21 protein-coding genes are annotated in these 24651 nt (G+C 71.0%); 3 read left to right on the plus strand and 18 right to left on the minus strand.

The annotated features are described in order from the left end of the window. Window positions 1-5: 5 nt before the first annotated feature. The 3 genes from aspS to AB0I79_RS23180 all read right to left on the minus strand — a co-directional run bounded on the left by aspS (window position 6) and on the right by AB0I79_RS23180 (window position 3746). Window positions 6-1742 carry an aspartate--tRNA ligase gene (gene aspS, locus AB0I79_RS23170; RefSeq protein ID WP_357876127.1) on the minus strand — a complete coding sequence of 579 codons (1737 nt, stop codon included), beginning with the start codon at window positions 1740-1742 and terminating at the stop codon, window positions 6-8. Between the two features lie 67 nt (window positions 1743-1809). Further along, the gene (gene hisS / locus AB0I79_RS23175) at window positions 1810-3066 is read right to left on the minus strand and encodes a histidine--tRNA ligase (RefSeq protein WP_357876129.1); all 1257 of its coding nucleotides are present in this window, start codon (window positions 3064-3066) and stop codon (window positions 1810-1812) included. Continuing rightward, window positions 3066-3746 carry an MBL fold metallo-hydrolase gene (locus tag AB0I79_RS23180; protein ID WP_253741785.1) on the minus strand — a complete coding sequence of 227 codons (681 nt, stop codon included), beginning with the start codon at window positions 3744-3746 and terminating at the stop codon, window positions 3066-3068. Before AB0I79_RS23180 ends, hisS begins: the two co-directional genes overlap by 1 nt. 138 nt (window positions 3747-3884) lie before the next feature. On the opposite strand from AB0I79_RS23180, the gene AB0I79_RS23185 reads away from it, so the two are divergent. From AB0I79_RS23185 to AB0I79_RS23195, 3 genes are all read left to right on the plus strand, one after another. Then, the gene (locus AB0I79_RS23185) at window positions 3885-4766 is read left to right on the plus strand and encodes a peptidylprolyl isomerase (RefSeq protein WP_357876131.1); all 882 of its coding nucleotides are present in this window, start codon (window positions 3885-3887) and stop codon (window positions 4764-4766) included. A 62-nt stretch (window positions 4767-4828) separates the two neighbouring features. Next, the gene (locus AB0I79_RS23190; RefSeq protein ID WP_357876133.1) at window positions 4829-6058 is read left to right on the plus strand and encodes a DUF349 domain-containing protein; all 1230 of its coding nucleotides are present in this window, start codon (window positions 4829-4831) and stop codon (window positions 6056-6058) included. 105 nt (window positions 6059-6163) lie between these two features. Continuing rightward, complete coding sequence (locus AB0I79_RS23195; RefSeq protein WP_357876135.1) at window positions 6164-7255, plus strand: cupin domain-containing protein; 1092 nt, start codon at window positions 6164-6166, stop codon at window positions 7253-7255. On the opposite strand, the gene AB0I79_RS23200 is transcribed toward AB0I79_RS23195, so the two are convergent. The 15 genes from AB0I79_RS23200 to AB0I79_RS23270 all read right to left on the minus strand — a co-directional run bounded on the left by AB0I79_RS23200 (window position 7252) and on the right by AB0I79_RS23270 (window position 24485). Beyond that, window positions 7252-9444, minus strand: a complete 2193-nt coding sequence (locus AB0I79_RS23200) for a bifunctional (p)ppGpp synthetase/guanosine-3',5'-bis(diphosphate) 3'-pyrophosphohydrolase (RefSeq protein WP_225267040.1) — start codon at window positions 9442-9444, stop codon at window positions 7252-7254. The genes AB0I79_RS23195 and AB0I79_RS23200 overlap by 4 nt on opposite strands. A gap of 203 nt (window positions 9445-9647) precedes the next feature. Continuing rightward, on the minus strand, window positions 9648-10166 hold the full coding sequence (locus AB0I79_RS23205; protein WP_357876137.1) for an adenine phosphoribosyltransferase: 519 nt from the start codon (window positions 10164-10166) through the stop codon (window positions 9648-9650). 169 nt (window positions 10167-10335) lie between these two features. After that, on the minus strand, window positions 10336-11334 hold the full coding sequence (gene secF / locus AB0I79_RS23210; RefSeq protein WP_357876139.1) for a protein translocase subunit SecF: 999 nt from the start codon (window positions 11332-11334) through the stop codon (window positions 10336-10338). A 1-nt stretch (window position 11335) separates the two neighbouring features. Then, window positions 11336-13237 (minus strand): protein translocase subunit SecD, encoded by a 1902-nt coding sequence (secD, locus tag AB0I79_RS23215; protein WP_357876141.1) that lies wholly within the window; start codon window positions 13235-13237, stop codon window positions 11336-11338. 91 nt (window positions 13238-13328) lie between these two features. Next, the gene (gene yajC, locus AB0I79_RS23220; RefSeq protein WP_357876143.1) at window positions 13329-13721 is read right to left on the minus strand and encodes a preprotein translocase subunit YajC; all 393 of its coding nucleotides are present in this window, start codon (window positions 13719-13721) and stop codon (window positions 13329-13331) included. A 211-nt stretch (window positions 13722-13932) separates the two neighbouring features. Then, window positions 13933-14967 (minus strand): Holliday junction branch migration DNA helicase RuvB, encoded by a 1035-nt coding sequence (ruvB, locus tag AB0I79_RS23225; protein WP_357876145.1) that lies wholly within the window; start codon window positions 14965-14967, stop codon window positions 13933-13935. Between the two features lie 450 nt (window positions 14968-15417). Beyond that, the gene (ruvA, locus tag AB0I79_RS23230) at window positions 15418-16038 is read right to left on the minus strand and encodes a Holliday junction branch migration protein RuvA (protein ID WP_357876147.1); all 621 of its coding nucleotides are present in this window, start codon (window positions 16036-16038) and stop codon (window positions 15418-15420) included. A 743-nt stretch (window positions 16039-16781) separates the two neighbouring features. Further along, window positions 16782-17312, minus strand: a complete 531-nt coding sequence (ruvC, locus tag AB0I79_RS23235; protein WP_357876593.1) for a crossover junction endodeoxyribonuclease RuvC — start codon at window positions 17310-17312, stop codon at window positions 16782-16784. Window positions 17313-17395: 83 nt separating this feature from the next. Further along, window positions 17396-18538 (minus strand): GNAT family N-acetyltransferase, encoded by a 1143-nt coding sequence (locus AB0I79_RS23240; RefSeq protein WP_357876149.1) that lies wholly within the window; start codon window positions 18536-18538, stop codon window positions 17396-17398. Window positions 18539-18549: 11 nt separating this feature from the next. Continuing rightward, on the minus strand, window positions 18550-20379 hold the full coding sequence (locus AB0I79_RS23245) for a sugar ABC transporter permease (protein ID WP_357876151.1): 1830 nt from the start codon (window positions 20377-20379) through the stop codon (window positions 18550-18552). A 151-nt stretch (window positions 20380-20530) separates the two neighbouring features. Next, complete coding sequence (locus AB0I79_RS23250; protein ID WP_225267051.1) at window positions 20531-21283, minus strand: YebC/PmpR family DNA-binding transcriptional regulator; 753 nt, start codon at window positions 21281-21283, stop codon at window positions 20531-20533. A gap of 3 nt (window positions 21284-21286) precedes the next feature. After that, window positions 21287-21865 carry a pyridoxal 5'-phosphate synthase glutaminase subunit PdxT gene (gene pdxT, locus AB0I79_RS23255; protein ID WP_357876153.1) on the minus strand — a complete coding sequence of 193 codons (579 nt, stop codon included), beginning with the start codon at window positions 21863-21865 and terminating at the stop codon, window positions 21287-21289. A 103-nt stretch (window positions 21866-21968) separates the two neighbouring features. Further along, entirely contained in the window at window positions 21969-22811 is an 843-nt protein-coding gene (locus AB0I79_RS23260) for an endonuclease/exonuclease/phosphatase family protein (RefSeq protein ID WP_357876155.1), read from the minus strand. 14 nt (window positions 22812-22825) lie between these two features. After that, complete coding sequence (locus AB0I79_RS23265) at window positions 22826-24004, minus strand: MFS transporter (protein ID WP_357876157.1); 1179 nt, start codon at window positions 24002-24004, stop codon at window positions 22826-22828. A 58-nt stretch (window positions 24005-24062) separates the two neighbouring features. Then, window positions 24063-24485 (minus strand): MarR family transcriptional regulator, encoded by a 423-nt coding sequence (locus tag AB0I79_RS23270; RefSeq protein WP_357876159.1) that lies wholly within the window; start codon window positions 24483-24485, stop codon window positions 24063-24065. Window positions 24486-24651 lie beyond the last annotated feature (166 nt).

A 24651-nucleotide genomic window follows, 5' to 3' on the forward strand; every position in this document is an offset into this window, starting at 1 on the left:
GACCGCTACGCCTCGGTCTTGGGCTGGGCGTCCACGCCCGCCTCCTTGCGCTGGTCGGCCGTGATCGGCGTCGGCGCGCCCGTGAGCGGGTCGAAGCCGGAGGCCGTCTTCGGGAACGCGATCACGTCGCGGATCGAGTCACCGCCGGACAGCAGCATGCAGATCCGGTCCCAGCCGTAGGCGATGCCGCCGTGCGGGGGCGGGCCGTACTTGAACGCCTCCAGCAGGAAGCCGAACTTGCTCTCCGCCTCCTCCTTGGAGATGCCGAGCACGTCAAACACGCGCTGCTGCATCTCGGCCCGGTGGATACGGATGGAGCCGCCGCCGATCTCCATGCCGTTGCAGACCATGTCGTAGGCGTAGGCCAGCGCCTCGCCCGGGTGGTCCTGGAAGTTGTCGGCCCACTCCGGCTTCGGGCCGGTGAACGGGTGGTGCACGGCCGTCCAGCCGCCCTCGCCGTCCTCCTCGAACATGGGGGCGTCGACGACCCACAGGAACGACCACAGCGACTCGTCGATGAGGTCGCAGCGCCGGCCGATCTCCAGGCGGGCCGCGCCGAGCAGGTCGCGGGCGGCGTTCCTGGCGCCGGCGGCGAAGAAGATCGCGTCGCCCGGCTCGGCGCCCACCTTGGCGGCCAGGCCGGACAGCTCCTCCTCCGACAGGTTCTTGGCGACCGGGCCGCCGAGCGTGCCGTCCTCCTGGACGAGCACGTACGCCAGGCCCTTGGCGCCGCGCGAGCGGGCCCATTCCTGCCAGCCGTCGAGCTCCTTGCGGGTCTGGGAGGCCCCGCCGGGCATGACCACGGCACCGACGTAGTCGGCCTGGAAGACGCGGAACGAGGTGTCGGCGAAGTACTCCGTCATCTCGACCAGCTCCTGGCCGAAGCGCAGGTCAGGCTTGTCGGAGCCGTAGCGGGCCATGGCGTCGGCGTACGTCATGCGCGGCAGCGGGGTCGGCAGCTCGTAGCCGGCGATCTCCTTCCACAGCCGGCCGATCAGCTTCTCGCCGACCTCGATGACGTCCTCCTGGTCCACGAAGGACATCTCGACGTCGATCTGGGTGAACTCCGGCTGCCGGTCGGCCCGCAGGTCCTCGTCGCGGTAGCACTTGGCGAGCTGGTAGTAACGCTCGAGCCCGGCCACCTGCAGGAGCTGCTTGAACAGCTGCGGCGACTGCGGCAGCGCGTACCAGTTGCCGGGCTGCAGGCGCACCGGCACCAGGAAGTCTCGGGCGCCCTCGGGCGTGGAGCGGGTCAGCGTGGGCGTCTCGACGTAGACGAAGCCGAGCTCGTGCATCACCTCGTTGGCCAGGTAGGTGGCCTTGGAGCGGGTGCGCATCGCGCCGGCCACCTGCTGGCGGCGGATGTCGAGGTAGCGGTACTTCAGCCGCGCCTCCTCCGACACCCCCACGTTGCCCTCGATCGGGAACGGCAGCGGCGCGGACTCGCTCAGCACCTCGACCCGCTCGGCCACCACCTCGATCGCGCCCGTCGGCAGGTCGGGGTTCTCGTTGCCCTCGGGGCGCACCCTGACCTGGCCGATGACCTGCACGCAGTACTCGGCGCGCAGGTCGTGGGCGTGGTCCTCCTCGCGGAAGACCACCTGCGCCGAGCCGGAGGCGTCGCGCAGGTCGATGAAGACGACGCCGCCGTGGTCACGGCGGCGGGCCACCCATCCTGCGAGCGTCACCTGCTGCCCGGCGTGCTCCTCACGGAGCGACCCGGCGGTATGCGTGCGGATCACTGCACTTTCCCTTCATACGGATAGGAGGAGAAGGGCGGCGGCGATCCGGCGCGCGCTGACCTGCGGATCACAACACCTTTCCCTTCAAGACGTCGACGACCTGGCCCAGCGGCACCTCGCTCTGCTCGGCGGTGGCCAGGTCCTTCACCTGCACGGCCCCGGCCGCGAGGTCGCGCTCGCCCAGGATCAGCGCGAAGCGGGCGCCGGAACGGTCGGCCCCCTTCATCGCCCCCTTGAGCCCCTTGCCGCCGAAAGCCATGTCGGCGGCGACACCGGCCGCGCGCAGCTCGCTCAGGAGCTTGAACATCGCCCGCGCCGCCTCGTCGCCCAGCGCCACACCGTACACCTCGCAGCGGGCGGGGACGTCGAGACTCACGCCTTCGCGCTCCAGGGCGATGACGGTGCGGTCGAGGCCGAGGCCGAAGCCGATGCCGGGCAGGCGCGGCCCGCCGATGGCCTCCGACAGCCCGTCGTAGCGGCCGCCGCCGCCGATGCCCGACTGGGCGCCCAGCAGCGGGTGGTCGAACTCGAACGTGGTGCGCGTGTAGTAGTCGAGGCCGCGTACCAGCCGGGGCTGGTCCTCCCACGGGATGTCCAGGTCGGCCAGGAGCTGCTTGACGCGGTCGTGGTAGGCCTTGCAGTCGGGGCACAGGTGGTCGCCGATGAGGGGCGCGTCCTCGAGCTGCGCGCGCACCTCCGGGCGGCGGTCGTCGAGCACCCGCAGCGGGTTGATCTCGATGCGGGCGCGGGTGGCCTCGTCGAGGTCGAGCCCGCGCAGGAACTCCTGCAGCCTGGCCCGGTAGACCGGGCGGCACTCGGCGCAGCCCAGCGAGTTGAGCAGCAGCCGGACCTGGGTGAGGCCGAGCGAGGTGTACCAGCTCCAGGCCAGCGCGATGGTCTCGGCGTCGACCGCAGGGTCCTCGCTGCCGATGGCCTCCAGGTCGAGCTGGTAGAACTGGCGGTAGCGGCCCTCCTGCGGCGCCTCGGCGCGGAAGACCGGCCCGTCCGTCCACACCTTGACCGGGAGCTGGCCGCGGTGCAGGCCGTACTCCAGGACCGCGCGCAGCACGCCCGCGGTGAACTCCGGGCGCAGCGTCAGCGACCTGCCGCCGCGGTCGGTGAAGGTGTACATCTCCTTGCTGACGACGTCGGTCGACTCGCCGACGCCGCGGGCGAAAAGCTGCGTGTCCTCGAAGACCGCGGTCTCCAGGTAGGAGTAGCCGGCACGCCTGGCCGTCTCCGCGAACGCCCCGCGGATCGCGTAGAACGTCGACGCCTGCGGTGGGACGTACTCCTTGACGCCTTTGGGTGCTTGGAAAGTCATTAGATCCCTCGTGTGGGACCGGCGTGCGGCGCTGCTTCCTTGAGGTACGGATTGGTCGCGCGCTCGCGGCCGATCGTGGTCTGTGGTCCGTGGCCCGGCAGGACGACCGTATCGTCAGGCAGCGGCAGACACTTGGTAGCCAGGCTGCGCAGAATCGTCGGGTAGTCGCCGCCGGGGAGGTCGGAGCGGCCGATGGAGCCGGCGAACAGCAGGTCGCCCGAGAACATGATCTCGTCGCCGGGCAGCCGGAAGCTCACCGACCCCCTGGTATGGCCGGGCGTGTGGTCGACCACGAGCTCGAGGCCCGCGAGCTGGAGCACGGCGCCGTCGGACAGCTCCCGCACGTCGTCGGGCTCGCTCAGCGTGATGCCGCCGAACAGCGAGGCGCTGGTGTCGGACCAGCCCGCGGCGGGGTCGCTCAGCAGGTGGCGGTCGTCGGGGTGGATCCACGCGGGCACGTCGCGCGCGCCGCACACGGGGGCCACCGACCAGACGTGGTCGAGGTGGCCGTGGGTGAGCAGGACCGCGACGGGCTTGAGCCGGTGCTCGCGCAGCAGCTCGTCGACGCCCTCGGTCGCGTCCTGACCTGGATCGACGATCACGCACTCCTCGCCGGCCGCGGGCGCGACGACGTAACAATTGGTCTGGAAGGCCCCTGCGGGGAAGCCTGCGATGAGCATCTGCCTCAGGTGATCTCGTCGAAAAGCCAATGGGAATGTAACCGAAGGGTACCGGTGCGGGTCGCCGGGCTGCGAATCATTACCCGTTGGCCGATACGATTCGCCCACCTCAGTTGATTGACTATGGGAGGCAAAGCGGTGGCCACGGGGAAGGACCGGCAGAAGCAGCTGGCGCGCGAGCACTACGAGCGGCAGATGCAGCGCCGCATCGAGCGCGAGCAGAAGGCCAAGCGCACGGCGATCATCGGCTCCACCGTGGGCGTCGTGATCGTGGTCGGAGGCATCGTGGCCGCGGTCGCGCTGCTGGGCGGCAACGACACGGGCACCGAGGCGGCGACCTCGCCGTCGGCCTCGGCCACACCCGCCGACACCGCCCAGGCGTCGGCGAGCACGGGGCCCAAGCCGTACGACGCCAAGACCGGCACGTGCGACTACGTCAAGGACACCGGCGGCGGCACGGTCAAGGACGTCGGCATGCCGCCGGCGAAGGTCAAGACCGAGCCGGCCACGAAGACGATGACGTTCAAGACGAACCTGGGCGACATCGTGGTCGAGCTGAACAACGCCAAGGCGCCGTGCACGACGAACTCGCTGGAGTTCCTGGCGGAGAAGAACTACTACGACGGCAGCAAGTGCCACCGGCTCGGCGGCGACCAGTTCCCGATGCTGCAGTGCGGTGACCCGACGGCCAAGGCCGACGGCAAGAACCAGACCGACGGCCAGGGTGGCCCCGGCTACGTCATGGCCGAGGAGAACCTGCAGGGAGCCCAGTACAAGCGCGGCGTGATGGCCATGGCCAAAACGCAGGCCCCGGGCAGCACGGGCAGCCAGTTCTTCCTGGTTTACGGCGACATCGGGCTCACCCCGGATTACACACCGGTGGGTACGATCACCAAGGGGCTCGACATCCTGGACAAGGTGAACAAAGCAGGCAACATCCCTAGCGCCATGGGAGATGGGACTGGAGCACCGAAGCAAACCGTCGAAATCAAAGACGTGACAATCGCCGGCAAGAGCTGACGTAATACAAACTAGGGACGAAGTAGTCCCGAAGGGTCTGATGGATAGTGCGGGAGGACACGGTGAGCACCGACCCGTGGGGCCGGGTAGACGACGACGGCACCGTCTACGTGCGTACGGCTGAGGGAGAGCGGGCCGTCGGCTCCTGGCAGGCCGGTGAACCCGAAGAGGCACTGGCCTACTTCCATCGCAAGTACGACGAGCTGGCCGGTCAGGTGCAGCTGCTCGAACAGCGTGTCAGGGGCACCGATCTGGCTCCGGCGCAGGCCGAGGCGAGCATCACCAAGCTGCGCGAGGCCGTCTCCGAAGCGCACGCCATCGGCGACCTGGACGCGCTGACCCGGCGGCTGGACGGCCTGACCGAGCTCGTCGCGCAGCGCCGCGAGGAGGTCAAGGCCGCTCGCGAGCACGCGCGGGCCGAGGCCAGGGTGGTCAAGGAGCGGATCGTCGGCGAGGCCGAGCGCATCGCGGAGGAGACCACCCACTGGAAGTCGGGTGGTGAGCGGCTGCGCCAGCTCGTCGAGGAGTGGAAGGCCGCCGACCGGATCGACCGGGTCACCGAGGCCGCGCTGTGGAAGCGGCTGTCGGCCGCGCGCACGGCGTTCGCCAAGCGGCGCAAGCAGTACTTCGCGGGCCTGGACGAGCAGCGCGAGGGTGTTCGCGCGGCCAAGGAGCGCATCGTCGCCGAGGCCGAGGCGATCGCCGACTCGACCGACTGGGGCCAGACGGCGGCGATCTACCGCGAGCTGATGCAGCAGTGGAAGAACGCGGGCCGGGCCTCCCGCGAGGCCGAGGACGAGCTGTGGGCGCGCTTCAAGGCCGCCCAGGACCAGTTCTTCCAGGCCCGTTCGGCGGTGTTCGCCGAGCGTGACGCCTCGCTGGCCGCCAACGCGGAGGTCAAGGAGGTGCTGCTGGCCGAGGCCGAGAAGCTCCTGCCGATCACCGACGTGCGCACGGCCAGGGCGACGCTGCGGCACATCCTGGAGCGCTGGGAGGCCGCCGGGCCCGTGCCGCGCGAGCAGCGCGACCGGCTGGAGGGCGGGCTGCGCAAGGTCGACGAGGCCGTACGCAAGGCCGAGGACGCCGAGTGGAAGCGGTCCAACCCCGAGGCCAGGGCCCGCGCCCAGAGCACGGTGGACCAGCTGCGCACCTCGATCGAGCAGCTCGAGAAGCGGCTGTCCAAGGCGCAGGCCGCCGGGCGCGCGAAGGACGTCAAGGAGGCCGAGGAGGCCCTGATCGCCCGCCGTTCGTGGCTGGCGGAGGCCGAGCGCACGCTCACCGAGTTCAGCTAGGGGTTCAGCTAGGGGTTCAGCAAGGAGGCCGGCCAGGCCTCTCCCCCGGGCCGCCGTCGCCGATCGGGCGGCGCGCGACGGGGCCCGGGATCTAGGCTGGCGGGCATGGACCCCGTCGCGGCCGCGCGTGCCTTCGTCGAAGAGCTCTTCCCCGGCGCCCTGTACGCCTTCGTCGGCGGCAGCGTGCTCACCGAGCGCCGCACCAGCACCTCCGACCTCGACGTGGTGGTGGTGCTCGACGGCCTGGCGGCCCCGTACCGGGAGACGCTGCGCTGGCGCGAGTGGCCGGTGGAGCTGTTCGCGCACAGCGAGACCAGCCTGGCCGTCTACATCGACAACGGTTTCGAGCAGCGGCGGCCGGTCCTGGCGCGCATCTGCGCCGAGGGCGCGGTGGTGACCGACAGGACGGGCGGCAGGGCCAGCGACCTGCAGGGCGAGCTGGCCGACCGCCTCGCTGACGGCCCTTCCGGGCTGACGGACGGCCAGGCCGACCGCTTCAGGTACGTGCTGTCCGACCTGCTGGACGACCTGTCGGGCGCGAGCGACCCCGGCGAGCGGGCGTTCATCGGCTGGGAGGTCGTCCAGGCGACCGCGCGGACGGCGCTGGGCGTGGGGCGGGCGTGGCAGGGCAACGGCAAGTGGCTGCTGCGCGAGCTGCGCGCCCACGACGCCAGGCTGGCCGATGAGCTGCTCGCCGCCCGCGACGACCCGGCCAGGCTGGCCGCGGTGGCCACGGACGTCCTTGAGCGGGCCGGAGGACGCCTCTGGGAGGGTTACCGGGCGCAGGGGGACCCCTTCCACCAGCCGCTGCGCCACGTGCCCTCACAGGCCCTCTCCGGCGAAACGGCGCAGAGCGGCGGAATGAGGAGGCTGGCCGCCGTCAGCGGCGCCACGGCCGGCTCGTCGCGGCTGTGGATGGGGCAGACCCACGTCGCCCCCGCCACCCGCTCCACCGACCACCACCACGGCGCCTCCGAGACGGCCATCTACGTGGTCAGCGGCACGCCGTCGTTCGTGTTCCTGGAGGACGGGCGGGAGAGGCGCATCGACGCCAGGCCCGGCGACTACGTGTTCGTGCCGCCGTACGTGCCGCACCGCGAGGAGAACCCCGACCCGTCACAGGAGGCCGTCGTGGTGATCGCGCGCAGCACGCAGGAGGCCATCGTGGTCAACCTGCCCGACCTGCGCCAGCACTAGCCGCCCGCGCCGCTCACCCGGTAGACGTCGAACACGCCCTGGATGCTGCGCACGGCCTTGAGCACGTGGCCCAGGTGCTTCGGGTCGCCCATCTCGAAGGTGAACTTGCTGATCGCCACCCGGTCGCGCGACGTCGTCACCGAGGCGCTGAGGATGTTGACGTGCTGGTCCGACAGCGTACGGGTGACGTCCGACAGCAGCCGCGGCCGGTCGAGCGCCTCCACCTGGATGGCCACCAGGAACACGCTGTCGTCGCTCGGCGACCAGCTCACCTCCACCAGGCGGTCCGGCTGCGACTTGAGCTGCTGCACGTTGGTGCAGTCGGCCCGGTGCACCGACACGCCGTGGCCCCGGGTGACGAAACCGACGATCTCGTCGCCGGGCACCGGGGTGCAGCACTTCGACAGGCGTACCCAGACGTCGGCGTCGCCCGCCACCACCACGCCGGCGCCGCCACCGCCGCGGGGACGGCCGCGCAGCCGGGTCGGCAGCGAGGTCTCGGCGATGTCCTCCTCGGCGCTGTCGACGCCGCCGATCGAGGCCACCAGCTTCTGCACGACCGCCTGGGCCGCGATGTGCCCCTCGCCGACGGCCGCGTACAGGGCGGACACGTCGGGGTAGCGCAGGTCGCGGGCCAGCGCCAGCAGCGCCTCGCCGGACATCAGCCGCTGCAGCGGCAGGCCCTGCTTGCGCATGGCCCGGCCGATGGCCTCCTTGCCCGCCTCGATCGCGGTCTCGCGGCGCTCCTTGGAGAACCACTGCCGGATCTTGTTGCGGGCCCGGCCCGACTTGACGAACTTCAGCCAGTCGCGCGACGGCCCCGCGTCCGGCGACTTGGAGGTGAAGATCTCCACCGTGTCGCCGTTGCCGAGCCGCGACTCCAGGGGCACCAGCCGCCCGTTGACCCGGGCCCCGATGCAGCGATGCCCCACTTCCGTGTGCACCGCGTACGCGAAGTCGACCGGCGTGGCGCCCTCGGGCAGGGCGATGACCTGGCCCTTCGGGGTGAACACGTAGACCTCGGAGACCGACAGGTCGAACCGCAGCGACTCCAGGAACTCGCCCGGGTCGGAGGTCTCCTTCTGCCAGTCGAGGAGCTGGCGCAGCCAGGCCATGTCGCTGCCCGGCTTGACCTTGCCCGTGGGGCCGGGGGCGCCGACCTCCTCCTTGTACTTCCAGTGCGCGGCCACGCCGTACTCGGCCCTGTGGTGCATCGCGTGGGTGCGGATCTGCAGCTCCACCGGCTTGCCCTCGGGACCTATCACCGTGGTGTGCAGCGACTGGTACATGTTGAACTTGGGCATCGCGATGTAGTCCTTGAAGCGCCCCGGCACCGGGTTCCACCTGGCGTGGATGGTGCCGAGCGCGGCATAGCAGTCGCGCACGCTGTCGACCAGCACGCGGATGCCCACAAGGTCGTAGATGTCGTCGAACGCGACATCCCTGGCGATCATCTTCTGGTAGACCGAGTAGTAGTGCTTCGGCCGGCCCTTCACCACCGCGCGGATCTTCGCCTCGCGCAGGTCGCCGTGGACCTTCTCGATGACCTCCTGCAGGAACAGGTCGCGGCGCGGCGCCCGCTCCGACACCATGCGGGCGATCTCGTCGTACCGCTTGGGGTAGAGCATGGCGAACGCGAGGTCCTCCAGCTCCCACTTGATCGTGTTCATGCCCAGGCGGTGGGCCAGCGGGGCGAAGATCTCCAGCGTCTCGCGCGACTTCTGGTGGCGCTTGTGCTCCGGCAGGTAGCGCATGGTGCGCATGTTGTGCAGGCGGTCGGCCAGCTTGATGATCAGTACGCGGATGTCGCGCGACATGGCCACGACCATCTTGCGCACGGTCTCGGCCTGCGCGGCGTCGCCGAACTTGACCTTGTCGAGCTTGGTGACGCCGTCGACCAGGGACCCGATCGTGTCGCCGAAGTCGCCGCGCAGCTCGTCGAGGCTGTAGGCGGTGTCCTCGACCGTGTCGTGCAGCAGGGCCGCGCACAGCGTCTCGTCGTCGGTGCCCAGCTCGGCCAGGATCGTCGCCACGGCCAGCGGGTGCGTGATGTACGGATCGCCCGACTTCCGCTTCTGGTCACGGTGGTGGTAGGCGGCCACGTCGTAGGCGCGCTCGATCAGCCGCAGATCGGCCTTGGGATGGGTGGCCCTGACCGTGCGGAACAGCGGCTCCAGCACCGGATTCATGGCCCCACCCCCAAACCGCCGTCGACGCACCGCGGGCACGCCGGGCGCCTCGGCGCTGCCAGAATCGGTTACGTCGGGCACGACCACATCACGGGGCACTCAGACTCCTCCCGCACTGACTCCCCACGCAAAGCTCCTCACGTTTCGAGTCCAGATCCCCCCAGTGTATCCAGGTGGCGAACGTGGACCGTCGCGGGCCGGGCTCAGACGATCACGAGGGAGTGCAAGTCCACCCCCGTCAGCCGCTCACGTCCCTTGAGAAAGGCCAGCTCCATCAGCACGGCGATGCCGACGACCTCGGCTCCGGCCCTCTCCACCAGCTCCACGGCCGCCTTCGCGGTGCCTCCCGTGGCCAGCACATCATCGACGATGAGCGCCCGGTCACCGGGCGCGAACGCGTCACGGTGCACCTCGATGGTCGCGGAGCCGTACTCCAGATCGTAGGACTCTTCCAGCGTCGCGGCGGGCAGTTTCCCCTTCTTGCGCACCGGGACGAACCCCGCCGCCGCCCGGTAGGCCACCGGCGCGGCCAGGATGAAGCCTCGCGCCTCGATGCCCACGATCTTGTCCACCTGGTGGAGCCCGGCCAGCTCGTCCACCACGGCCGCCATCGCGACCGGGTCGGCCAGCAGCGGGGTGATGTCCTTGAACATGACCCCGGGCTTGGGGTAGTCGGGCACATCCCTGATCCGGTCCAGGATCAGCGTGCTCAGCTCGGTCATTGGCGTTTCCCTCGCATCTCTCCACCGGCCGTCTGCCGGGGTCCATGATGGTGCATTCCGGCACCCGCGCGTACCTGGCCCTGTCCGGCCACGGCCGCACGCGAACGGCGCCCCCGCCCCGTTGCGGGGCGAGGGCGCCGTACGTGTGCAGGCCGGGGACCTGCGGCGGCTAACCCTTGGCTACCGCCGCGCTTTTGGAGCCCTTCGACCCCTTGCCGCCACCTCCCGTGGAGGCCAGGCGCCTGGCGATGGCCTGGTACTTCGGCTCGCGCTCCTTCAGCGTCACCAGCAGCGGCGTGGCGACGCACAGCGACGAGTACGTACCGACGATCATGCCGACGAACAGCGACAGCGACAGGTCCTTCAGCGTGCCCGCGCCGAGCACCGTGGTGCCGATGAACAGGATCGCCGCCACCGGCAGGATCGCGACCAGCGAGGTGTTCAGCGACCGGATCAGCGTGTGGTTGAGCGCGTTGTTGGCGGCCATCGAGTACGTCTGCTTGGACGTGTGCCCCAGCTTGGCCGTGACCTCCTTGATCATGTCGAACACCACGACCGCGTCGTAGAGCGAGTAACCGAGGATGGTCAGGAAGCCCAGCAGCGTCGCGGGCGTGACCTCGAAGCCCGACCAGGCGTAGATGCCGGCCGTGATGACGAGGTCGTGGATGAGCGCGACGATGGCGGCCAGCGCCATCTTCGGCTCGAACGCCATCGACAGGTACAGGATGATCGCCAGCATGAACACGGCCAGGCCGATCCACGCCTTCTGCGACACCTCACCGCCCCAGGACGGGCCGATGGCCTGGATGCTGACCTGATCGACCGGGACGTTGAAGTCCTTGGCGATCGCGCTCTGCACCTGGACCCTGGTGTCCTCCGACAGGCTCTCCGTGGTCGCCCGCCAGCCGTCGGTGCCGGCCTGCTGGACGATCACCTGGTGCACGCCCTCGTCGAGGACCGACTCACGGACCTCCTGCACGGAGGTCTGGGTGGCCTTGAACGAGAAGATCGTGCCGCCCTTGAACTCGACGCCGAGGTTGAGGCCGTTGACCAGCAGACCGGCCAGCGAGATGGCCAGCAGCAGGCCGGACAGGCTGTACCACAACCGCCACTTGCCGACGAAGTCGACGTCGATCTCGCCGCGGTAGAGGCGACGCGCAAGTCCCATCTCAGGCCTCCTGCGGAGTGGTCGTGCGGCCGGTGGACGACACTTCGCTCATGCGCTCGGCGTCGAGACCCGACAGCGGGTGCCCCTTGGCGAAGAACTTCATCCTTGCCAGCAGGGCGATGAACGGCTTGGTGAACAGGAACACCACCACGATGTCGATCAGCGTGGTCAGGCCCATCGCGAACGCGAACCCGGCCACACCGCCCACCGCCAGGAAGTACAGCACGATGGCGGCGATGAACATGACGGCGTCGGCGATCAGGATCGTGCGCCGGGCACGAACCCAGGCCACCTCGACGGCCGCGCGAAGCGTCCGCCGACCTTCCTTCATCTCATCACGAATACGTTCGAAGTACACGATGAAGGAGTCGGCGGTGATACCGATCGAGACCACCAAACCGATGATGTGCGGCAGCGAGAGCCGGAAGCCGGCGTTGTGGCCGAGCACGACCACCGAGGTGTACGTGATGATCGTGGCCACCACGAGGCTCAGCACCGCCACGATGCCCAGGCCCCGGTAGTAGAGCAGGCAGTAGAGCACCACGAGCCCCAGCCCGATGATGCCGGCGATCAGGCCGCCCTCCAGCTGGTCCTGGCCCAGGGTCGAGGAGACCGTGTCGACCGAGCTGCGGTTGAACTTCAGCGGCAGCGCGCCGTACTTGAGCTGGTCGGCCAGGTTGGTGGCGCTGAGCTGGTCGAAGCCGCCGGTGATCTCGGCCCGGCCGCCGGGGATCGGGCTCTGGATGACCGGGGCGGTGATGACGACGCCGTCGAGCACGACCGCGACCATGTTGCGCGGCTCGGGCGAGTTGTAGGCGGTGGTGGTGAGCTTGCCCCACTCGCCGGCGCCCTTGCTCTTGAAGTCGAGCTGGACGACCCACTCGGTGGTGCCCTGGCGGACGCCCGCCGAGGCCGTGTCGATGTCGGTGCCGACGACCTTGGCGACGTCGAGGACGTACTTGTAGCTGCCGTCGGTCTCGCAGGCCGCGTACTGCTTGGCCGGGTCGTCCTGGACGCCCTGGCCGCGGTTGGCGGGGTTGGCGCAGTCGAGCTTGTTGAACTGCTGGAGCACCGCCGGGTCGATGCCCGTGGTGTCGATGCCGGCGTTGGGGTCCTGCGCGGGAGGCGTGCTCGGCTGGGCGCTCGGGCTGGCCTTGGCCGTCGGGGAGGTCTTGGCCTCCTGCCCCTTCTTGCCGCCCTGCTCCTGGTTCTTGCCGTCCTGGCCGGTCTGAGTCTTGCTGTCCTGGCCCGTCTGGGTCTTACCGTCCTGGGCCGTCTGGGTCTTGCCGTCCTGGCCCGTCTGGCCGGTCTTCTGCGTCGTGGCCGGCTTGGCCGACGGGTCCGCGGAGCCCTGGGCCGGGGCCGAGGCCGCCGGCGTCGGGGCGGTCAGCGCCGACGACAGCGCCTTGCCCGTCGGGGAGGCGCTCGGCGTCGTGATCGACTGCGAGGACGACGGCTGGGTGGACGGCTGGGCCGTCGGGGACGTGGAGGGGTTGGCCGACGGGCTGGCCGACCCCGAGGGCGTGCTGCCCGGCGTCGGCGCGTTGGTGGCCAGATCCTGCGGGGCCTGCGTGGCCGCCACGGCGAGCACCTGGCGGAAGCGCAGCTCCGCAGTGGTCGCGACCAGCTTGATGGCCTCGTTCTGACCGACGCCCGGGATGGAGATGATGATGTTGTCGCCGGACTTGGCGACCTCGGCGTCGGAGATTCCGGTGCCGTTGACCCGGTCGCGGATGATGTTGACCGCGCGGTCGAGGATCTCCTCAGGCGGCGACGCGTTGTTCTGGGTCACGGGAGTCAGAGTCACCGTGGTGCCGCCCGCGAGGTCGAGTCCCAGCTTCGGCGTGTACGCCTGCTGCAGGAACATCGTCCCGCCCAGGGCGAGGATGAGCGCCAGAAGCACGAGGAGCGTACGCCCCGGTCGGCTGTGGCGGCTGGTCGGTCGGGCCACTGGTCGTCAGTTCTTTCGGATAGAGGTTTGTCGCAGAGCTTAGTCAGGACTGCTTGGTACTGGAGCCCTGGTCGCCGTCGCGCTCTACGGTGGCCTCGGACCCCTTCTTGCCCTCTTCATCGAGTTCGACCTGGTCAGCGGCCGACTCGTCGTCACTGACCGGGGCGTCGCCGGGAGCGACGACCCGGCCGATCGCGGCCTTCACCCAGCGGGTCTCGATGCCCGGCGCGACCTCGAGAACGACGTCCTCGTTGTCGACCGTCACGACGGTACCGAACAAACCCGTCGTGGTCATGACCCGGGTGCCGGGCGTCAGCGAGTTCTGCATCTGGATCGCCTCTTGCTGGCGCTTGCGCTGGGGGCGGATCAGCAGGAAGTAGAACACCACCACCAGAAGGATCAGCGGCAGGATGCTTCCGAGTTGTCCCATGTCCATTAGGGGCGACCTTCCATTGTCGTACAAGAAGTTGACACCGGCCTCGCGCCGGAAATTCCGTGCGTTGCGTCGGGCCGCGCCGCTCAGCCCGTCAGCCTACACAGCCAGCCAAGCCACGGAGTGTAGGCGCTTGTTGCGAAACGCGGCAACGAGGCAGCGTTCCGGCGCGCGGGGAAGTTCCCATAATGAAACGGTTGCAACCGATCTGTGATCACTCGAAAAGTGACGCTCCGAACGCATCTGGTGGTGGTGTCATCCCCAGGTGAACCCACGCCGCCGCCGTGGCGACCCGGCCGCGCGGGGTCCTGGCCAGCAGACCTTGCCGTACGAGGAACGGCTCGGCCACCACCTCGACCGTCTCCGGCTCCTCCCCCACGGCCACCGCCAGGGTGGACAGGCCGACCGGGCCGCCGCCGAACTTCTTCAGCAGCACGCCGAGCACCGCCCGGTCGAGCCGGTCGAGCCCCTCGCCGTCGACCTCGTACAGGTTCAGCGCCGCCGCGGCGATGTCGCGGTTGATCACGCCGTCGGCCCGCACGTCGGCGAAGTCGCGCACGCGCCTCAGCAGCCGGTTCGCGATTCGCGGCGTGCCCCGGGACCGCCGCGCGATCTCGTGCGCGCCGTCGTCCGGCAGGCCCACCCCGAGCAGCTTGGCCGAGCGGCGCAGCACCTGCTCCAGCTCGGCGGTCTCGTAGAAGTCCATGTGGGCGGTGAACCCGAACCGGTCACGCAGCGGCGCCGGCAGCAGCCCCGCCCGCGTGGTGGCGCCGACCAGCGTGAACGGCGCGATGTCGAGCGGGATGGCGGTGGCACCCGGGCCCTTGCCGACGACGATGTCGACCCGGAAGTCCTCCATCGCGAGATACAGCATCTCCTCGGCCGGCCTGGCCATCCGGTGGATCTCGTCGATGAACAGCACCTCGCCCTCGGCCAGCGTGGACAGGATCGCCGCCAGATCGCCGGCACGCTCCAGCGCCGGGCCCGAAGTGATCCTCAGCGGGGCGTTCAGCTCCGCTGCGATGATCATGGCCAGGGTCGTCTTGCCGAGGCCGGGGGAGCCGCTCATGAGCACGTGGTCGGGCGGGCTCTGCCTGCGCAGGGCGCTCTCCAGCACCAGCGACAGCTGCTCGCGCACGCGGCCCTGGCCGATGAACTCGCTGAGGCGCTTGGGCCGGAGCGCGGCCTCGATCTGCAGGTCGTCGCCCCCGGCCGTGGACGAAAGGATCTCCTCCCGCTCAAGTCCCACGCCCGCACCTCCTCTCCCTGCGCTCTCCGGTCTGCATTCGGACGTCGGTGAGTGATCGGCGGTCGCGTGCGGCGGTCACCGCGCGGTGCACGACCACCGGTGCGCGGCAAGGCGGCGCGAACGCCGGCACTTCGCCAAGCGGTCCGGACGGCGGCGCTTCGCCGCGCGGCGCTTCGCGATGCCGCGGGAACGCCGGTGCTTCGCGAGGCGGGGCTACCGCCGGTGCGCCGCGAGGCGGGGTGATCGCCGGTCCCGTGGTGGGGGCTGTGGACGCCGGCGCCTGATGGGCCGAGGGGGCGGAGCCGCCATGGCGGGGGTGCCGCGCTCCTGGGTCCGAAGATGTCACCCTGCGGCCCGCATCCCTCACCCCGGTGCCGCGCGCGACACCGGCGCCCCTGCCGCGCACATCGCCGGCCGTCACGGGCGGGGCGGACGCGGGGAGGGCGGGGGTCATCGGATGCTCAGGGAACGGAGGGCGGCCTTCAGGAGGGCGGCCACCTGGGGCTGGCGGCCGGCGGCGATCTCGGCCTCGGCGTCCGGCTCCACGACGGCGACCGCCTCGTCGGCGTCCTTGCTGGAGTAGCCCAGCCCCACCAACCCGGAGTGGACCTGCTCCCGCCACACCGCCACCCGCCGCTCCCCGTTGAGTGCGGCGTTGACGGCCTCCTCCGGCGTGCCGAGCCGGTCCTTCAGCTCCAGGATGATGCGCTGCGCCCCCTTCTGCCCGATCCCCGGCACCTGCGTGAGCGCCTTGACGTCGGCGCTGGCCACCGCGACCCGGAGCGTGTTGGGCGTGTGCACGGCGAGCATCGCCAGGGCCAGCTTGGGGCCGACGCCGCTGGCGGTCTGGAGGAGCTCGAACACGGCGCGCTCGTCGTCGGTGGCGAAGCCGTACAGGGTGAGTGACTCCTCGCGCACCACCAGCGAGGTGGCCAGGCGCGCCTGCTCGCCCATCCTGAGGGTCGCGAGGGTGCCAGGGGTGCAGTGGGTGAGGATGCCTACGCCGCCCACCTCGATCACGGCGCCGTCCGGCGCTATCGCGGTCACCTTGCCCGCCACCGACGCGATCACAACCGTCCTCCTGTCATCGGCCCCGCCACGATTCGGCTTCCATCACCGGCTCCTGTCATAGCGCACTTCGCGCCGTGGAGCCCACTCACGCCGCGCTCCACGGCCCACAACGCATCCTGCGTGGCTGTTCCTCGCGCCCACGCGCTGCGACCGCTCCAGGCGGCTCTGGCTTGCCGTGCCGAACGCGTGGGCCCCGATCGCCGCTGCCGATCGCCGCTGCCGATCGCCTCGCCGCCTGAGCGCACGACCACGCGACCCAGCGGGCCGGCTCGGCCCGTGTGGCGGCCTCTGCGGCTCGGGCCGGTGTGGGCGCTTGAGGTGGGGTCGGCCAGTGTGGGCGCTTGGGGTGAGATCGGCCCGTGTGGCCCTCGGGTGGGCTTGGCAGTGGTCCTGCATCGTGTGGTGGAGGTCGGGTCGTGCCAGATCGTGTCGCGCGGTCGCGCAGTCTCGGCCGCGGTCGCGCGGTCGCGCGGTCACGGCCGCGGTCGCGCATTCGCGCGGTCGTGCATTCGCGCGGTTGCGGCGCGCGGTCGAGCAGTCTCGGCCGCAGTCGCGCAGTCGCGCGGTCACGCAGTCGCCTGGCGCAGGGGGCGTGGCTCGTCTCGAAGGGCGCGGGCGCGGCTGTGGGCTCACGTCGCACACTGTGCGGCTCAGCCCGGCGCCGCTCTGCACCGCGGAGCCCGGCTCCGTGCCGCCGGGCGCCGGCGCGGCGCCGAGAGGTGGGCGGGGTGCGTGGCCGCGTGTCATCGGGCGGGGTTTCTGCGCGGGGCGCGGGCCAGGGCCTCTGCGAGGCGGTGTTGGGCGCCGCCGCGCCAGACGTGGCAGATGGCCAGGGCGAGGGCGTCGGCGGCGTCCGCGGGTTTGGGCATTTCGGCGAGGCGCAGCAGGCGGGTGACCATGGCGCCGATCTGCTTCTTGTCGGCCGTGCCGCTGCCCGTGATCGCGGCCTTGACCTCCGACGGGGTGTGCAGGGCCACCGGGAGGCCGCGTCTGGCCGCGCAGAGGACCGCGATGCCCGCCGCCTGGGCCGTGCCCATCACCGTGCGTACGTTGTGCTGGCTGAAGACGCGCTCCACCGCCACCGCGTCGGGCCGCACCTCGTCGAGCCAGCGCTCGATGCCCGCCTCGATGCCGACGAGCCGGGCGCCGAGCTCCTCGTCGGCCCCGGTGCGCACCACCCCGACGGCCACCAGGCTCAGCGGTGCGCCCGGGCGCCCCTCGACAGCACCGAGGCCGCACCGGGTCAGCCCTGGATCGACGCCCATCACCCGCACCGGCCCCACCCTCCCGTCGCCGAACATCTGTTCGGCATGAGACTTTACTCCGGCCGGGGTGGGCGTGCAGCGGGATGCGAGGGTCAGAAGTAGTCGAGCATGTACGGCTTGGCGGCGAAGGCCGCGTCGAGCGCCTGGTCGTAGCCGTCATGTCCGGACATGAGACCGGCGAGGCGAAGGGTTCGGGTGGGGATTCCGGCGTACAGGGCGGAGAAGCCGTTCACCGAGAGCGTGACGCCGGGCTCCTCGACCGGTGTGGCCGTGCCGGATCCGCCGGAGACGTCCAGCCGCCACGTGCCCCCGCCCCTGATCGGGTCGTCGACGGTGACGACGGCCTCGCAGGCCGCGTTCGCCGGGTAACCCCTCCGCTCGACGGCCGCGGCCACGTCCAGCACCCTGAACATCCACCTCACCTGCTGGACGCGCTCCCGCGTACGCTCAGGCAGCAGCCACAGCACCGGGTCGTCCGGCGCCACGGAGGCGACGACCTCGCGGGCGATCGTGGACGCGCTGCCGACCATCGACCACAGGGCCCGCAGGGTCTCGGGCGAGGCGGCGACGAGGTTCTCGACCTCGATGTCGTCGCCCTTCCACCGGTAGATGGCGTAGCCGTCGTCGGCCAGGTAGAGGAAGTCGTCCTCGTCGGCGAGCCACACGTTCCACGTGTCCTCGTCCCAGGAGACAGGTCCGCTGGAACGGGCCGCGCCGTGCACGCGGTGCAGCACCGACATCAGCTCCGCGGCGTCGCCCGGTCCCATCCTGCGCAGCTTGACCTGCCCCGGCGGGCGGATGCCGCGCAGCGACTCGGCCTGCAGGCGCACGTTGTGCTGGGCACCGGCGTGCTCGAAGCCGACCCCGCGGTAGATGGCCGTGGTGGCCGGGTAGAGCGCGGAGACGGCGTCGCCGAGCTCGACGGCGCGGCCGATGACCGCGCGCATGATCCGGGTGCCGAGGCCGCGCCCGCGGTCCTCCGGGCTGACGGTGACGCCCGCGACGCCCGCCATCGGCTGCGGCTTGCCGTGCCACCACTGCGTGAACCTGCGCAGGCGCGCCGCCGCCGCCAGCCGCGTGCCGTCGAACACGCCCAGGTAACGCCCCTCCCCCAGCGCCGGGAGCACCGCCTTGCGCCACTTCTCCCTGTCGTCGGCCGACAGCGGGCCGAAGGAGCGCTTACGCAGGTCGAGAACGTCGTCGAGGTCTTCGGTAGTCAGGTCGCGAATCTCCACAAGCGGCCACCCTACGCAGGCGGTGTGCGAACGTGCGAGCTGTTTGTCCGGATGGCGAGCCTGTCGAGATACAGGAGCTGGGCGGCCACGAGGGCGGCCAGCACGACGGCGACCACGGCCAGCGGCGTGGCGGCGCCCACGTCGGGCGTGGTCGCGGTGTAGCCGGCGAGCTGGTTCACCTGCGCGACCGGGGTGGTGAACAGGTCCGGCTTCTGGACGACCAGCATCGGCCAGAGCAGGTCGTGGGCGTTCATGAGGGCGACGGCGCCGGCGAGGATGCCCGCCATGGGGAGCGACGGCAACAGCACGCCGCCGAAGAAGTCACCGCCCGCCCGCTCGGCCAGGCCCTTGCACAGGAGCGTGAGCACGAGCAGCGCGGGGACGCTGATCAGGAGGGGCGGGATGAGCGCGGGGAAGGAGTCGATGAGGCCGAGGTTGTGGACGTTCTGCCAGTTGGCGACGGCGAGCGGGCCCGGGCCGGCGAACAGCCAGGGGGCGAAGAGCAGCAGCAGCCACTCGCTGGCCCGGCCGAGCGGGCGCAGGCCGCCGATGCCGAGCGCCGCCAGGTAGGCCACGCCGACCGAGACGACGGCTCCCGCGACGGCGGGGACCCAGGTGTTGATCTGGGCGGTGAGGGTTCCGGCCGGGGTGGCGGGCGAGGCCAGCACGCCGTCCATCCAGGGCCAGGTGAGGACGAGGGCGATCGCGACGACGAGCACGAGCGCGACGACGCCGGCCACCGCCATCCCGGCGGACGCGGGCGGCGCCGGAGGCGGGGCGCCCGTCTTGTCCCGAACCGGGACCGGGACCGGGGCTCCGGCCTCCTGCGCGGCCGGGGCACCCGTCCCGTGCGACTGCGGGGAGCCCGTCCCCTGCGGATGCGGGGCGCCCGTCCCGTGCGGGTGCGGCATGCCTGTCCCCTGCGGATGCGGGATGCCGGTCCCGTACGGGTGCGGGGTGCCCGTCCCTTGCGGGTACGGGGTGCCGATCTCGTCCTGGGACGTGGTGCGCGGCGCCAGCGTGATGCGGAGCCGGGCCGCCACCGCGACGACCGTGGCGACGATCCCCAGCACGCCGAGGATCACCCCCGTGAGGGCCGCGACGGACGCCCCAGGGCCGAACTCGGCCAGCCGGAAGGCGTAGTCGTACTGCAGCCCCGCGAGCGTCTCTGTGGCCCGCTGAGGGCCTCCTCTCGTGAGCACCAGCCCGAACGAGAACGTCTGCAGCCCCACGGCGACCACGGCGAGCGCGACCAGCACCGCGACGACGAGCGTCGCGGGGCCTGGGGTGCCGCCGCGCAGGGCGGGCAGGAACGCGATCACGGCCAGCGCGCACACGACGCCGAACGTGGCCGCCGCGACGATCAGCCGGAACGTTCCCGGCGCCGTCGCGGGCTCACGCAGCCCCTCGGCCAGCGTCACCAGGCCGGACGCGTGCGGCATCGCCCCCCGCAGCCAGGCGCCCGCGACCGCCACCGGCGAGAAGGCGACGACGGCCAGCGAGAGCACGACCCGCCCGGCCCGCCGCGGCCAGGTGCCGGCCCGGTCGAGCGCCAGCGCCAGCAGCGGCCCCACCACCACGGCCACCAGCAGCGGGATCACCGTCAGCGAGAGCGTGAACCCCAGCGCCCGCCAGAAGTCGCCCCCGCCCAGCAGCTCGCTGTAGTTCGCCGTCCCCACGTAGGCGCTCTCCCGCAGGACGCCGCCGCTCTGGAAGCTGAGCCAGATCGTCTGCGCGGTCGGCAGCACCAGGGTGATGAGCGCGCCGAGCAGCGCAGGCACGGCGAGCAGCCAGCCGAGGGCGGGTGGGACGTTGGCCTGAGGAGGGGTGGGGGAAGTCACGTCGCCAGACCCTACGCTGCCGCGGGCCCCTCTCGCACGCGAAGAAACGCGTTGCGCGGGCGTGGTGACGATGCGGCCCGGTATGCGCCGATCCGGGCACGAAAACGGACGGGCCCGACGGTAGCCGGGCCCTCGCGATCGCGTCCGTACGCTAGTCGAGCGCCGCCAGCACCTCGTCGGAGACGTCGAAGTTGGCGAAGACGTTCTGCACGTCGTCGCTGTCCTCCAGCGCGTCGATGAGGCGGAACACCTTCTTGGCGCCCTCCTCGTCGAGCGGCACGCTCATCGTCGGCAGGAAGCTCGACTCGGCCGAGTCGTAGTCGATGCCGGCGTCCTGCAGCGCCTTGCGCACCGGCACCAGGTCGCCGGCCTCGGAGACGACCTCGAAGGTGTCGCCCAGGTCGTTGACCTCCTCGGCGCCCGCGTCGAGCACGGCCATCAGCACGGTGTCCTCGTCGAGCCCGTCGGCCTTGGGCACGATCACGACGCCCTTGCGGTTGAACATGTACGAGACGGACCCGGGGTCGGCCAGCGAGCCGCCGTTGCGGGTGAGCGCGACGCGCACCTCGGAGGCGGCGCGGTTGCGGTTGTCGGTGAGGCACTCGATGAGCACCGCGACGCCGCCGGGCGCGTAACCCTCGTACATGATCGTCTGCCAGTCGGCGCCACCCGCCTCCAGGCCGCCGCCCCGCTTGCGTGCCCGCTCGATGTTGTCGTTGGGCACGGAGTTCTTCTTGGCCTTGAAGATGGCGTCGAAGAGGGTGGGGTTGGCGTCCGGGTCAGGGCCACCGGTCCGTGCCGCCACTTCGATGTTCTTGATGAGCTTGGCGAACAGCTTGCCGCGCTTGGCGTCGAGCGCGGCCTTCTTGTGCTTCGTCGTCGCCCATTTGGAGTGGCCGGACATTACCTAGAGCTCCCTCACCATGTCTACGAAGTAACGGTGCACGCGTACGTCCCCGGTGAGCTCGGGATGGAACGACGTAGCGAGCAACGGCCCTTGACGGACCGCGACGATCCTATCCCCAGGCTCGCACCTGCCCAGCACTTCGACGTCCGCGCCGATGGATTCCACCCAGGGAGCCCGGATGAAGACCGCGTGCACCCGGTCCCCGGCGAAGTCGAGGTCGGACTCGAAGGAGTCGACCTGGCGGCCGAAGGCGTTGCGCCTGACCACCATGTCGATGCCGCCGATGGTCTGCTGCCCGGCGATGCCGTCCTCGATCCGGTCGGCCAGCATGATCATGCCGGCGCAGGAGCCGTAGGCGGGCATGCCCTCCTTGACGCGCAGGCGCAGCGGCTGCAGCATGTCGAAGGTCTCGGCGAGCTTCCACATCGTGGTCGACTCGCCGCCGGGGATGACCAGGGCGTCGACCGCGTCCAGCTCGGCGGGACGGCGCACGGCGGCGGCCGTGGCGCCTGCCTCCTGGAGCATGCGCACATGCTCGCGCACGTCTCCCTGAAGGGCGAGCACACCGATCGTGGGCACAGTCGATCCTTTCGTCCGGGTGTACGGGTTCCGAACATTCAACACCAGGATGGCCGGACATCTTCCTATCGGGGGGATCGCGTGCAGCGTACGGGGCGCGTGCCTAGAGGGTCACCTCGATGTGTGCGGGCTTGTGGTCCGACAGGGTGACGCCGCGCTCGACGTGGCAGCGCCGCACGCTGCCCTTGGGGGCGAAGAGGTAGTCGAGCTTCTTGCCCTGCCTGGTCCAGCCCCCGGTACGCCGCCCGCCCCGCTGGTCGCACTCCTGGTAGACGCGGTAGAAGGGGGCGACGGCCCGGCGTCCGGCGGCGCTGCCGTAGCCGCTGTCGGGCGGTGAGACGTTCAGGTCGCCGCCGACGACGCTGCGGTATCCGGGCTTGGCGGAGATCTCCAGCAGGCGTTCGAGCTGCTTGGTGCGGTAGGGGGCGCCCGGCTGGCGGTCGTCGTAGTCGGAGCCGGAGGACAGGTGGGTGCCGCAGGCGCGTACCTTCCTGGCGGGCAGGTCGGCGCAGATGGCGGCCCGCTTGACGTACCAGGGCGGGGCGGGCAGCGGGTGGATCTCGAACGCGACCGCGTCGCCCGCCACCGCGACCGCGATGCTCTGCGCGCCGCGCGGGCGGCCGAGCAGGTCGGGATGGCAGGCGTACGGCGTGCCGTCCTGGCCGGTCAGGCCCCAGGAGCCGATCGTCCAGCGCCGGCCGGTGCGCCGTTCGAGCCAGAGCTCGAGCGTGCCCGTCGCGCCCGTGCAGAACTCCTGCAGGAAGATCACGCCGGCACGGCGGGCGAGCGCCTGCTTGCCGATGTGCTCGGCCAGCTCGACGGCGCCGGCGCGGTACAGGCGGCAGTCGGAGTTGGTCCCCGTGCAGACGTTCCAGGTCATCGCGGACAGGTGCGCCTGCGGCGCGGGAAGCATGCTCGCCAGGAGCAGCAGGACATGTCCCACCATGGAGAGATATGTAATCACATGGTGGCCGCGACCTCGGCGGTGTCGCGCATCGTGTGGCCGGCGTCCACGCGGGACAGGGCGCGCAGATGGTGGCGCCGGGTGTAGAGGATGGCCATGCCGGCGACGCAGCAGAGCGCGCCCAGCACGTACGGCACCGCCACCCCGACCTCCTCGCCCAGCTTCGTGGCGATGAACGGGGCCAGCGCGCCACCCATCCAGCGCACGAAGTTGTAGCCCGCCGAGGCCACCGGCCGGGGAGCGTCGGAGACCTCCATGGCCGACTCGGTGAACACGGTGTTGTTGAGGCCGATGGGGATGCCGGACAGGATGGTGAAGACGATGACGCCCGCGTGCCCCGACAGCGCGATACCGATCTGGAGCACGGCCAGCAGGGCCAGCGCCAGGTGCAGCACGTTCACCGAGCCGATCCTGCGCTGCAGCGGCGGCGCGGCGAACACCGACGACAGCGCCACGCAGACGCCCCAGCCGAAGAAGACGGCGCCGATGCCGTAGGCCGACATGCCGAGGATGAACGGCGTGAAGGCCAGCACCGTGAAGAACGCGAAGTTGTAGAACAGCGCGGTGAACGCGGTCGTGGACAGGCCGCCGTGCGCCAGCGCCCTGATGGGGGCGCTCAGGCGGGTCTTCTGGGCAGGTCCGGGCGTGGCCCTGAGCATCGTGGCGATCAGCACGAAGCCGACCGCCATGAGCGTGGCGGTGCCGAAGAACGGGGCCCGCCAGTTCCAGTCGCCGAGCAGCGCGCCGACGAGAGGGCCCAGGGAGATGCCCAGGCCGAGCGCGGCCTCGTACAGGATGATGGCCGACTCCGCGCCGCCGCTGGCGGCGCCGACGATGACGGCCAGCGCGGTGGCCACGAACAGCGCGTTGCCCAGACCCCAGCCGGCGCGGAAGCCGACGAGCTCGGCGACGCTGGTGGAGGTGCCGGCCAGCGCGGCGAACCCGACGACCAGCACCAGCCCGGCCAGCAGCGTGCGCTTGCCGCCGATGCGGCTGGAGACCCAGCCGGTGATCAGCATGGCCACGGCGGTGACCAGGAAGTAGCTGGTGAACAGCAGGGAGACCTGGCTGGGGGTGGCCTTCAGACCTTGGGCGATGGAAGGCAGGATGGGGTCGACCAGCCCGATGCCCATGAAGGCCACGACCGCGGCGAACGCGGTGGCCCAGACGGACATGGGCTGGCGGAGGATTCCGCCGCCGGTTTGCATGTTGCTCCTTCTCGTACGGGCTTTCCTACGAGCGGCCGAGCTTCGCCAGCACGGGCAGGGCGGCCGCGAGGGTGGCGCGCTCGTCCTCGGTGAGCGCCTCCAGTTCACGGGTGAGATGGGCGATCCTGGCCTGGCGTACGGCCCTCAGCCGGTCACGGCCCTCGGCCGTGAGCTCGACCGTCCTGACGCGGGCGTCGGCGGGGTCGGAGCCGCGGGCCACCAGGCCCGCGTCCTCCAGGCGGTTGATCTGGACGGTCATGGTGGGGAGCTGGACGGCGTGCTCCTCGGCCAGCTCGGTCATCCGGCGGGGGCCGCCTTCCAGGGAGCCGAGGACTCCGTACTGCTGGCTGGTGACGGGCTGGCCGGCGACGGTGCGCCTGAGCAGGAGGACCAGGTGCCGCAGCACCGTCGAGACCTGTTCGGCCAGGTGGGTGGGATCGTCCCTCATGGTTAGCACAACTAAGTTAGCCTGGCTAATATTCCGGCCTCGCCGCCCGGACTGAGGTCCTTCCGAAGAGGCGCGCCAGCCGGCCTACGGCGCATCGCGCGCGGGTGTAAGGGCGGCGCGGGCACGTGAGGCCGCGCGAGCGGGACGAAGGCGTGGTGGTTGCTCA

It is taken from the genome of Nonomuraea sp. NPDC050202 (genome assembly GCF_040656115.1).
Lineage (GTDB): Bacteria > Actinomycetota > Actinomycetes > Streptosporangiales > Streptosporangiaceae > Nonomuraea.